Annotated in this window: 7 protein-coding genes; 5 read left to right on the top strand and 2 right to left on the bottom strand. The window is 70.6% G+C overall.

Going from position 1 to position 11996, the window contains the following annotated elements; translation table 11 throughout:
* Positions 1–393: 393 nt before the first annotated feature.
* The 4 genes from ACIBEC_RS27860 (at position 394) to ACIBEC_RS27845 (ending at position 4511) form a co-directional block, all read left to right on the top strand.
* Entirely contained in the window at positions 394–1866 is a 1473-nt protein-coding gene (locus ACIBEC_RS27860) for an MFS transporter (protein ID WP_360497280.1), read from the top strand.
* A 170-nt stretch (positions 1867–2036) separates the two neighbouring features.
* A complete protein-coding gene (locus ACIBEC_RS27855) occupies positions 2037–2630 on the top strand; it encodes an NAD(P)H-dependent oxidoreductase (protein WP_360497277.1) in 594 nt (197 codons plus the stop codon).
* Positions 2627–3466: a thioesterase domain-containing protein gene (locus ACIBEC_RS27850; RefSeq protein ID WP_360497274.1), complete on the top strand. Its 840-nt coding sequence runs from the start codon at positions 2627–2629 to the stop codon at positions 3464–3466. The genes ACIBEC_RS27855 and ACIBEC_RS27850 overlap by 4 nt, the downstream gene beginning before the upstream one ends.
* Before the next feature lie 478 nt (positions 3467–3944).
* Entirely contained in the window at positions 3945–4511 is a 567-nt protein-coding gene (locus ACIBEC_RS27845; RefSeq protein ID WP_360497271.1) for a cation:proton antiporter, read from the top strand.
* A gap of 676 nt (positions 4512–5187) precedes the next feature.
* Here the strand turns inward: ACIBEC_RS27845 and ACIBEC_RS27840 are convergent.
* Positions 5188–6600 (bottom strand): hypothetical protein, encoded by a 1413-nt coding sequence (locus tag ACIBEC_RS27840; RefSeq protein ID WP_360497268.1) that lies wholly within the window; start codon positions 6598–6600, stop codon positions 5188–5190.
* A gap of 2135 nt (positions 6601–8735) precedes the next feature.
* Complete coding sequence (locus ACIBEC_RS27835) at positions 8736–8999, bottom strand: chaplin (protein ID WP_360497265.1); 264 nt, start codon at positions 8997–8999, stop codon at positions 8736–8738.
* Positions 9000–10108: 1109 nt separating this feature from the next.
* Between ACIBEC_RS27835 and ACIBEC_RS27830 the strand changes: the two genes are divergently transcribed.
* Positions 10109–10507 carry a hypothetical protein gene (locus tag ACIBEC_RS27830; RefSeq protein WP_360497262.1) on the top strand — a complete coding sequence of 133 codons (399 nt, stop codon included), beginning with the start codon at positions 10109–10111 and terminating at the stop codon, positions 10505–10507.
* The last annotated feature ends 1489 nt before the right edge of the window (positions 10508–11996 follow it).

Here is an 11996-nt window from a genome sequence, read left to right as displayed (position 1 = left end):
ATGAAAACAGCCGGCGCCCGCGGGGGCGGGAAGACCACGCACCGCCGAAGAAAGCCCGCCGACCGGCGGCTTCGTCTCCGACGGTTCCGTGGCGCGTAAGCGGATCCACGACAAGCTGCACACACTGTCACGGATACCACACCGGATCACGACCACGCTCCACGAAGAGGTCGTCGACCAGCTCGGGTTGCTGAGGAAGCACGACGCGAAGACCTACCACGCGCCGGTGCACCTGCCTGCCGAAATTCCCCTGACCGAATGTCTCGAGTCCCACCACCGAAGGCGTACCCGATGACGCACGGCGCAACCACCGAACCAGTCGACGCCGCGCCGCCCGTCCTACGCCCGTTACCGACCAGCACCCGAAAAACCCAGAAGGGATAGGGACAGATCATGTCTCCTGCAGTCCCCGGCGCCGGGGCGCCACCCCGCCGACGCCTCGGCTTGATCCTGGCACTGCTGGCTTTCGCCCAGTGCATCTACGCCATTGACTACAGCATCGTTTTCGTGGCACTGCCCGAGATCCGCACCGGCGTCGGCTTCTCCGCGCAGAACCTCCAGTGGGTCGTCAGCGCCTACGCCGTCGCCTTCGGCGGCTTCCTGCTGCTCGGCGGCCGTGCGGCGGACCTGTTCGGACGCCGCCGGATGTTCGCCTTCGGCCTGTTCCTATACGCGGTCTCCTCACTCGCCGGAGGGCTCGCGGGCGACCCGACGACCTTGATCATCGCTCGTGCGGTGCAGGGCATCGGCGGCGCCTTCCTCGCCCCCGCAACGCTCTCCCTGGTCACCACGACCTTCGCCGAAGGCCCTGAGCGCAACCGCGCGCTGGCGATCTGGGGCGGCGCCGGCGGCAGCGGCATGATCCTCGGCTCGCTCCTCGGCGGCGTACTGACCGGCAGCTTCGGCTGGGCGTCGATCTTCTTCGCCAACGTCCCGCTCGCCGGTGGCGCCATGCTGCTCACCTTCGCCATCATCCCGAAGGACACCGACCTGGGGGCCTCCGGGCGCAAGTTCGACCTGCCCGGTGCGCTGACCGCGACCGTCGGATCGACGCTGCTGGTGTTCACCCTCGTCCAGGGACCGGTGTCGGGCTGGACCTCGCCGACGATCCTGATCACCGCGGCCATCGCGGTGGCCGTGCTCGCCGCGTTCTTCACCATCGAGGGCCGCGGCCGCGACCCGCTGCTGCCGCTGCGCCTGTTCCGCAACCGCAACCTGAGCACCGGTACCGTCGTCACCTTCATCTTCATGGGGACCTTCGGCGCGCTGCCCTACTTCTACACCCTCTACTTCCAGAGCGTGCACGGCTACTCCGCGACGAAGAGCGGTCTCGCCTTCCTCGTGCCGTGCGTGGGGGTGCTCATCGGCAACCTGTCCGGCGGGAAGCTGGCCACCCGCTTCGGGGTGCGTGCCACGCTGATCGGCGCGCTCCTCATGGGTGTCGTCGGCACCGTGGCCTTCGCGTTCTCCGTCTCGCCGTCCGGTACGTACCTGGAGCTGGTGCCGGGCGTGCTCATCCTCAGCCTCGGGCAGGGCACCGTGTTCACCGCGATGTACGCGGCGGCGACCACCGGGGTCGCGGCAGAGGACCAGGGCATCGCCTCGGGTGTCGCGGCGACCGGCCAGCAGGTCGGTGCCGCGGTCGGCCTCGCCGCCCTGGTGGCGGTCGCCAACTCCGGTCACGAAGGACTGACCGGCGAGGCGCTGCGCGTCGCCACCGCCGACGGTGTGCGCTCCGCCATGTGGGCCGGCGTGGCCGGCATGGTGATGATCGTGCTGGTCGCGCTGAACTTCCGGCGCAACGCGGCGGTCGTGGCCCCCGAGGTGTCCGAGAAGCAGCACGACGACGTGGCGTCCGCCGTCTGACCTCCTGACATGAATAAGTAAAAGATGATTCCACTTCGTGTTCACTGCGCACGGGTGGAATCACCTTTTATTTCCCCGACCGTGACGCCACGGCAGGTACGCACCGCACCACCTCCCACCCCGCACCGCGAACACCCTCAGGCACCCGAAAGAGAAGGAGGCACAACCCCATGCACCAGAGCGTGAACGTGGTCGGTGTCGGCGGTTCGAGCCGGCCCGGATCAACCGCCGAGCAGGCCCTGCGGGTGGTCCTGGACGCGGCGCAACGACGCGGCGCAGCAGTGCAGCTGATCCCCGGCCCCGCATTGGCCATGCCGCTGTACGACCCCCGGCACGGCGTCACCGCACCGCAGGCCAGACGGCTCCTGTCGGCCATAGCCGGCGCCGACGCCCTCGTCCTCGCCAGCCCCGCCTACCACGGCGGGATCTCCGGCCTGGTGAAGAACGCCCTGGACTACGTCGAGGAGTTACGCGAGGACACCCGGCCCTACTTCAGCGAACGGGCCGTCGGATGCGTGGCGGTCGCCAACGGCTGGCAGGGCGCCGTCTCCACACTGGCCGCGCTGCGCGACGTGACCCATGCGCTGCGCGGCTGGCCCACGCCGCTGGGCGCCGCGATCAACACGTCGGTGGCACGCTTCTCACCCGCCGGAGACTGCAAGGACGGCCACGTCCAAGGACAGCTGGAGGAGATGGCGGCGCAGGTCGTCGAGTTCGCCACGATGCGCGTCCTCGCGAGCTCCGGGACGGAAAGCGTCCGGTGAGCGTCACCGCCGCCCGGCGCCCGCTCGCCCAGGGCGCGCTCACGATCCCGCGACCGGTCCCCGGCGCGGCCGTGCGGCTGTTCCTCTTCCACCACGCGGGCGGTTCACATCTGCTCTACCAGGGCTGGGAGTCGGCCTTTCCCGCCGACTGGGAGGTGTGCCTCCTGGACGCCCCCGGGCACGGACACCTCCGCGGCGACCCGCTGATCGACACCGGCGACGGCCTCGTGGACTTCTTCCTGCACCAGCTGGAGCCGTGGACGGACCGCCCGTACGCCTTCTTCGGACACAGCATGGGCGCACTGGTCGCCTACGAACTGACACGGCGCCTCGCCAACGCCGGACAGCACCCACCGGTATGGACCGGCCTGTCCTCCTGCGCAGCGCCCAGCCCCGCCGAACAAACGCAAGCCCCCCACCCATCGACCCAAGCCCAACTGCGCGACTGGCTCAGGTCCACAGGAGGCACACCCGCCGAGATCCTCGACACCCCCTGCCTGTGGCGGCTCTTCGAACCGGTCCTCCGCAACGACATCGCGCTGGTGAACACCTGGCGTCCGGCCCCGGACACCACGCCCCTGCCCGTCGCCGTCTCCGCCTTCGGCGGCACCCAGGACACCGTCGTGAGAAAAGAACGCCTCGCAGCCTGGGCCGCCCACACCCAGCGATTCCACGGGCCGCACCTGTACCACGGCGGCCACTTCTACCTGCACACCCACGCGCACTCGGTCGCCGGCCGCATCATCGAAGCCGTCACCGCGAACCGCACAACTCCCGCACCCCCCACCCCACAAGGAAAACCATTGCGCGGCCACTCACCCTGCCGAACACCATGACGCACGACGACCCGCTGCCGCGCGCAATACCGGCCGCCGAGCGACCGCACGGCACACGGACCGCCGAGCACCCACCAGCCCCGACACCGGACCGGCCCACAGCTCTTCCCCACCAGGCGACCGAGCCCTCGTCGCGTCGACCGCGTGAGGCCCCGCGGCGCCTCAGCCCAAGAATCGGTCCTACACAACCCCCGCGCCTGGCAGGGCCGTCGATCCTGATCGGCGGGAGTGCGCAGGCCGATCCCGGAGCGCCGGTGTTCGTGGTGTAGTACGAGGTGAATCCGTCGAACCACTCGCTGGCGTGTGCGAGCGAGGCGACCCGCCGCAGGCAATCCGGCGCGTACTTCGCGATCGTGAACCGGCTCTCGCCGTATGGGCTGCCATTGCCGACCCTAGGAGGGGAGTGGCTCCTGATGACGCCGAGGCCGACCAGCAACTGGGAGACCTTCTCGGAGGTCATCAAGGTGCCGCAGTCGCCGTGCACGGTCTCGAGCACGATGCAGCCGCCACCGAGGTGATGGGGCTGCACCTCATCTTCGGCGCCCTGTTGTTCGGTCTGATCACACCGCGTTCCCCCGCCGGTTCCCCGGAGCATGACCGGCTGCGCGAAACGGTGGACCAGTCCGCCTCGCTCATGATGCCGGCGTTCTTCGTGCTCAGCGGCCTGGCGGTGGACCTGAGGGGCCTGGACTGGCAGAGACTGCTGGAGCTGATTCTGATCGTGGTGACGGCCGTCGCGGGCAAGATGGGCGGCACCTACGCCGCGGCGCGGCTCAGCCGCCTGCCGGCCCGCTCGGCAGCTGTCCTCGCCACGTTGATGAACACCCGTGGTCTGACCGAACTGGTCCTGCTCTCGGTCGGCCTCCACCTGGGCCTGCTCAGCCAAGACCTCTACTCGCTCATGGTGGTGATGGCCCTGGTCACCACCGCGATGACGGGCCCTCTGTTGGTCCTGCTGGAGCGCACCGAGCCACCCTCGCAGGCATGGGCCGGCACCGAGCCTCGGGACGAACGGATGCGCGACAGCCGACCGGTCCGGTCGTAGGCGAGCACTGAGGTGACCGTCTGCGGCGACGGGTTCGGACACGCTGGACCGGTCGCTGCTACCTCGGGGCGGGCGCCCGGGACAAGAGGGCGGGACAAGGGGTGCCGTCAGAGCGCGGACAAGGGTCGGCGTGCAGGGTCGGCGGCGCTTGTCCGCACCCGGCACCGGGGCGGTCGGGCGCAGGGCTTCGGGGAAGGTGGCGGTGACGGCGGAGCCGGCCGCGGTGAGGTGCCAGGTCTTCGCCCGGCCGGCCTGCGGCAGGGTCACGAACTCCGCCAGGCCCTCGGCCGCCAGCCGGGCCATGCCGGGCGGGGCTCCATCGGCGGGGAGGAGGGTTCGCTGCTGGAGCTGACCGAGAAGGCCGGCCCTGAGCGGCTGGAGTGCCCGCGGTGCGAGCGGGACCGCACCGCGGGCAGGACTTGGGCCCGCTGGTGCTGCCCGCCCCGTCCATGCGGGAGCTGATGGCCGCGCTGGTGTCTGCTCCGGACGATCCGTGGTGGGAGGCGCGGGTGCGCGCGCGAAGCTCCATCCGGCCAAGGGCCGCTAAGTGTGACCTGTTGGCACGCGGGGGCGTGGAGTGGCGGGTTGGCGCATCCGGTGCCACTGATCAGCGGCGCATGCCTGACGGCGGGGCCGTCCTCATGGACGGCCCCGCCGTTGGCCCGGGTCGGTCGGTCTACCAGTGCTCGTGGCGCTCGCAGCGCTCGTCGTGCTCGTGGCGCTTGATCTTTGTGGGGTCGGCGGCGATGTGGCTGGCGGTGTCGCCGCCGCCGATGGCGGTGGCGATGTTGGTGACATCGCGCGGGGCGGCGCAGGAGACGTCGACCTTCAGGGTGATGGGCGGGTAGCTGCTCCCGGCGGCAAGGACGTCGTTACGGGTGCAGGTGAGGTTGGTCAGGGCGCAGTTCCATCCCGTGCCACTGATGCTGTCGGCCCTGAGCCCGTCGGGAAGGGTGTCGTACACGGTGACCGTGGTGCCGTCGGTCGGGGAGGCACCGGAGGCGTTGCCGACGGTGATGGTGTAGGTGCCGTCCCGCCCCTGGGTGAAGTGCCTGCCGTGGGTTTTGGCGATGGTCAAGGACGGGGTGACCACCGTGTAGGAGATGGTCACCTGGCCGTTGTGGTTGGCCGTCCCGATCGTCGACGGCGCGTAGGACGTGGGGATACCCGTGGGGGTGGCGAAGCTGCTGCCCCCACCACCTCCACCCCCACCCGCCGAGGTGCCGTTGCTGTTGACGGTGGCGCTGCCGCCGCCCCCGCCGGCGAAGTACCCGCCGCCGCCGCCCCCACCGGCACCGGTAGTGGCGGTGCAGCCGCCGTCGAAGGTACCGCCGGTGCCGCCGCTGCCGACCGTGACGCCGGCAAACCCGTCTCCCGGCCCGCCATTCGTGGCCGTACAGAGCGGAGCGGTGCCGGCGGCCCCGCCGGCGCCACCGGTGCTCGCGCTGGTGCTGCCACCGTCCCCGCCCTGCCCCGGCGAAGCCCCAGAGCCGGTAGCACTCCCCGCGGTACCTCCGGTGGCATCCGCCGTTCCGCCGTTACCCCCGTTCCCTCCCGCAGAACCCGCTCCGGTGCCGCCGGCGGCACCGCCGCCCCCGGCGACCACCAGCAAGGAGCCGCCCGCGCTGACGCTGGAAGCTCCACCCCCACCCGGACCTTCGAACTGGGCACCACTGGCCGCGCCGGCCCCGCCCGGGGCGCCGCCGTTGAACCCGCCGACACCACCCCTCCCGCTGCCGTTGCAGCCTTTGCCGCCGGTGCCACCGACGTCGATGGTGAACGTCGTCGGGGCGGTGGTCTGCGGCAGGGTGGTCACCACCCGCGCCCCCGTCCCGCCCGTCCCCGTGACGGAACAGGCGGTGCCGGTGTTGTCGGCGCCGCCGGCGCCGTCCGCGGTGATCGTCACCACCGCCGCCGCCGGAACCGTCAAGGTCTGCGCAGCGCCGGTGAAAGTGAAGGTCTGCGACGGATCAGCCCGCTGCGCCCGCACTGGCATGGTTTCCACTGGTGCGGCGGCCACCGGTGGAGCCGTGGCCGCCAGCAGCGCCATACCGGACAGCAGCGCGCTCCCCACCGATACCACCCCCACGCGGCGCTCCCCACGTCGTTCACCCGAGCCAACCGGGTCGGACGCGGCGGCGGTACGGACCGGGGTCGTCCCACCGGCCGGGGTCCTGTTGAACTCGGCCACTGGCCGTTGACGGCTGACCTGGTACCACGGCAGATCGCCCTGTCCGCGCGTACGAGCATTCATCCGCGGGTTCACCTCTCCTCACAGCGAAGCGCCCTGCGCCCCTCACGTTGCAAGTCGCGGGCATGACTGGATGCCTGACATAAATTCAGGACAAAACATCATTAAATGCCCTGATCCGATCACTTCGAGGTAGCGAGGCGATGGGATACCACGTGTGTCGCAGCGGGCCGTGCGGCTAGCCGTAGAGGGCGGTGACCCAGGCCAAGGAGTGAGGAGATCGTCTCTCCGTGAACGGAGACACACGGAAGATCCCGGGAAACATGGCCCAGCCTCGCGGAGAACAGCAGAACCCGAAGGCAGTTCTCTTCTTTCCGCCCTGCCCACCTGCTTTCCCGCCCTGTCGGTCAAGAGCGCACCCCAGATCGCCCGGGCGGCGAGCGCTTGCTGCGCCCGTGTTGGACGTGCCGGGGCTCGATTGGCGGGAAGGAGGGTTTGCTGCTGGAGCTGACCGAGAAGGCCGGCCCTGAGCGGCTGGAGTGCCCGCGGTGCGAGCGGGACCGCACCGCGGGCAGGACTTGGGCCGGCTGGTGCTGCCCACGCTGACCAAGCGTGAGCAACTTGCCGCGCTGGTCTTTGCCCCGGGTGATCCGTGGTGGGGGTGCTGCAGGCGAAGCTCTGCCCGCCGCGGAAGCGCCCTCGGGCGCCGCTGGATGACGGGTGGCCAGGTGCGGAGCAGGGCGATCGCCTCGTCGATGCGGCCCTGGCGTTCGCGGATCGTCGCGAGCAGGCCGGCCGCCGTGTCCGGGTCGAGCCAGCTGCCGGGCGACAGCTCGGGCGGCCGGGGACTGCGCTGCTGGAGGAGGGCCACGGCGTCGTGGCCCGGACTGGCTGGAGTGCCCGGGCTGCGCACACCCTCCGGAAAGCCAAGGAGGCCGTCGGCCCGCCGTGCAAGTCGTCCAGGAGGCGCTGCACCGTTCCGTGCTGTGCCCCGCTGCTGGTCGTGGGTGTCAGTCAGGAGCCTGCTGTTCCTGCGGCCGCTTCGCCGCAGGCCCGGCACCGGGGCCGGTGGTCTGGTGTGGGTGGCTGGAGGGTGTTCAGAAGCGTTCGCCGTCATGGGGTGGCCTCGGGTGTCTGTGTTCTGGTGCTGTCGCGGGCCTGTGACGTGGGTGGGTGCCGGGACCCCCGTGTGTGGTGGGGTGCGACAGACGGGTGGGACAGGGGCCCAGGGCTGCCTGGGCGCCGAGATCGGCCGCTATGGTGCTGGTGGCCGGGCGGGCCCACTATGAGCCCCGTCCTGCGGATCCAGCCCGCTGGGACCGGTCGGGCGATACCTCTGAGTCCACCGGGAGCAACCCCGGCGGCAGCGCGGCCGGGGCCCGCGCAGACTGGAAGCAGGCCGGTCCGCGTCCGGACCCCCGAGCGGGCAGCGGACCGGTGTTCCTCACCCGCGCCGCTTCCCGCAACCGCCCTGCGTGCCATCGCAAAGGGGCCGCTCTTGGGTGGCATGTTCGCGGCCGAAATTTCGCAGGTCAAAGGCCTGGCATCGGCTGATCGGCGGGTCTAGTATTCCCGGCACGGCGGCCCCACCACAGCGCCCACCAGGCCGCCGAGCAGAGCAGCCGCGTCTCCTGTCGGCGCTGCTGGCCTCCCACCGGCCGGGCCCGCGCGGAACGCAGCCCCTCGTTCCCGGGCCAGGCCGCTTGCGCCTTTCGACAGCAGACTTGTCGCCAACGCCGCCGCACCCGCGCGGCTGGAACTGTCCGCCTCCCGCAGTCAGCCCGCGCCCGCCGGCCGGGACCTGGGCCGGGCAATCCTCGACTCCCCACTGGTGCGCGGCGCGATGTGGCTGCGCTGGACCCGGCACGACGGCATCCGCACCCTCCACCACGGTGCCGGCCCGGCCCGCGGCTGGGGCTCTGCTGGGCCCTGAGTCCCTTGGCGATGTTCTGCTGTGTCCCGGCTCGCGCTAGGGGATGTAGGTGTTTTCAGTGGGACAAAGGTCCGCGTGGGAGCCCCCTGCCCAACATCTCTCAGCCACCGCCACCGCTACCGCCGGGACCGGGTAGAGCGATGGTGTTGCCGCACAGGTTGAGCGGGATGTTGATCGGGACCTGGACCAGGTTTCCTGACAACAGTCCCGGGGAGCCGACGGCCGCGCTCTCCGCGGTGGCACCGCCGACGTTCACGCAGCCGGCCTTGCCAGCCGCGTCGCCGAGCGCCTGGGCGGGTGCGGCACCGGCGACCAGCAGGCTGCCTGCGGCAGCAATAGACGCGATCACGTTTGGGAGAGCCATAAAGAGCAGCGTCGCAGACGCGCGTTCGTCTCAGGCGGCGGCAGGGCGGAATGACATCCCATCATCACCCTTCCGGTCGCTCGCCCGGTGTGACCTGTCGTAGTCTGTCGGGTTCGTATTGGGGTGTTTTGAGGGTTTTGTATGGTTCTGGTTGGACCAGTCGGGGTGGTGTCAGGGGTAGGTGGGGGGTGGGTTCGGGGTGGTGTTTCCGGGCCTGTCCTGGTCACGTTCCGTGTGTGTAGTAGGCATGCCAAGCCGCCCCGGGGTCCGGCTGTCGGGTTGGCAATGTGTCGGGTTTTCTGGCGTGCTCTCAGGCTGTTTTTCCTGGCTTGTTCCAGGGGATTTCGTCGGTGAATTCCGTGCGGTTTTTTGGGTTTTCTGGGGTGTCCGTGTCTGCTTTCGGTACTGGTCTGGGCGCCCGCCGGTTCGGCGCGTCGGCTCTGCTCCGGTCGGTCTCGGTGGCCGCTTGTCCGAGCCTGCCTCGGTGGCGGCCGGCCGCGGGGGCCCGTGCTGCTGCGCCCGGCCCTGCCCGGCCCGCTCGGCGACGTTCCCGGGCCTGCCCCCGACGCCCCGTCCCGCTGGTCCTTGGCCGCTGTCCTCGGCGCCCGTTCGTTCGGGCTGGCCGTCCCGTCCCCGTCTCCGGGCCGGCCCCGGCGCAGCGGGTCGTTCCAGAAATCTGGAACGACGGGTGACGAGCCTGTCGCTGCCCCGCCTTGCTCGTCGTGGCCGCCGTCCCGGGCCGCTGCGTCCCGCTCGGCGCCCGTCGTGGTCGCCGCCCGCCCCGTCCTCGGTGGCGCCTGCTGCGCCGCCGCCGTCCTGGCCGCCGGGTGGCCGTCCCGGCTGTCGCGGGTGCTGTCGCGTGGGGTGTTGTCGTGTGGTGTGACGTGGGCGGGGATCAGGGAATCCCTATGTGTGGCAGGGGTGCGACAGGCCGGAGTACGACAACTGTGCCCTCGTCGGCCTACGACCCGAGACCGATGTCCTGTGCCATCGATCCTTGACCGATTGCCAATGAAGTTGGACCACTGCACCGTTCGTGCCATCGATCCTTGACCCCCCTGGTCAGGGCCTCACGAGGCGGTGTCAGCCTCCTGGTGGATGATCCGGTCATGCTGATTGCGACCAACGAGCGCGGCCACGTGGTGAAGCGCGCCACCAAGCCCGCCATCGGGACGATGCTGGCCAACCTACGGCGGGGCAATGCGCACATGGTTGTGGAGCGGTTGGACGAGGAACGGCCCGGCAGCTCGTACATCCAGGTCCTGCTGCGCGAGAACAACACCTACCAGCTCGAATACCGGGACGGCGTGGCCGAGCAGCACTTCCAGACCATGACCGTTTCCCAGGAGAAGGTCCTCGTGGCGCTGCTCGGCTGGGCTGCCGCGAAGCCGGGCTGGCAGGACGGCTTCATGTGGAACAACATCGGCGAGCAGTTCAGCTCAAGCGACCAGCCAGCACCGGAGTCGTACGACGGTACGAAGCAGCCGGCAGACCCCAAAGCAGTCTGACCAGGGCGGTCAAGGTTCGATGGCACGAACCCTGCAGTGGTCCAGCTTCATTGGCAATCGGTCAAAGATCGATGGCACAGGACATCGGGCGTAGGCCCGTCCCTGGTGTCCTGTGTGCCGGTGGCCCGACCCGAAGGGAGCCGCAGGCCACCGTGCCCGCCCGCTCCGCCCTGCTCCCCGCCCGCCCGAAAAGGGGCCCGCAGCCTCACCCGGACTTCCCCGGCCCCCTGGCCACTCCCTGAGAGGCCGCCAGGCCCCGCCCCCGGCTCTCCTCCCACCGCCCTCCGCAGGGCCGCAGGCCCCCGCCCCCGGCTCCCGGTGGCGCCGCAGGCACCCCCCGACCACCACCAAGGGCCCGCCAGGCCCCGACCCCCGCCGAAGGCCCGCAGCCTCTTTTCCTGTTGTTCCGTGTCGTGCTGCGCCCCGCTTTTCGAGAGGGTGGTGTCCGTGTTTTTCACGGTCGGATGCCGGTAGCGGGTTAGTACTCAAGGTGGTATTACGATCCAAGCTCTGCCCTGATTGGAAGGAAGCATCGTTTCTGGAGCCTTTTACTGGATATTTCGTGGTTCGGTGGAGCGGGCGTCATATCCAGGCAGACGGGCGGGTTTTCCGGGGTGTTCCATGCGGTGTCAGGGTGGCGTTCCCAGGACGTTGTGAGGGCGGCTCAGGTGACCGTCCCACGCGGTCTCGGAAGCCTCGTGCTGCGCCCCTTTCCCCGCATGCTGCGCCCCTCTCCCCGGCGCCTTTGGGCGGGGTGGGGTGCGGTGCGCCGCAGGGGCTTTTCCCGGACTTCCAGGCGCCCCTTTCCGGGGTGGTGTGATCGGCGTTTTCTGCCGCGTGCCGGGGAAAGCCCTGGCCCCGTCAGGACTGGGGGGTGTGCTCGTCCGGGCCGGGCCTGCGCGCGGGGCAAGGCCGTGACAGCTCTTGCACCTTCGAACCCCCACCCCGGCACGGGGCGAAAGGCCTGCTTTGGGGGCCGTCGGCCACAGGCCGCCGCGCTGCGCCCGGCGGTCGCCCCCGAGGCCGGTCGGGCCCGGCACGGGCGTCTGGACGGGGTGCCGGCCGATGTCGCCGGGGGACCGGACCGGGTTGGCCCCGGCAGGGGCCTCACCCGAGGGAGGCGCTGTCGTCGGCAATTCGCGCCATGTCGTCAACGGGTGCCGTGCCGGATATCTCCCTCCCCGTCAGGGGAGGGCTTCTACCCGAAATTCACGCCACATCGTTAACGCCCGGGGCCGCCCCGCAGGGGAGGCCCTGCTACCCGAAATTCGTGTCACATCGTCAACGCCACTCATGGCGGGCCGCAGGCCCGTGCCCAACCACCCATCAACTAAGGCCCCGCCAGGGGCCGTCACCCCAAAGCCAATTCGCCGCAGGCGAATGGCCCCAGCCCACCCCCGCCCGGCGCAGCCGGGCCCCGAGGCGCAGCCTCGGGCAACCACCCGCGGTGACGCCGCCAGGCGTCACCCCCCCACCAGGCGGTGCGTCC

This window comes from Kitasatospora sp. NPDC051164, from assembly GCF_044455625.1.
GTDB lineage: Bacteria > Actinomycetota > Actinomycetes > Streptomycetales > Streptomycetaceae > Kitasatospora.
The sequence above is the reverse complement of the archived record's forward strand: the minus strand, read 5'-3'. Positions and strand labels throughout refer to the sequence as shown.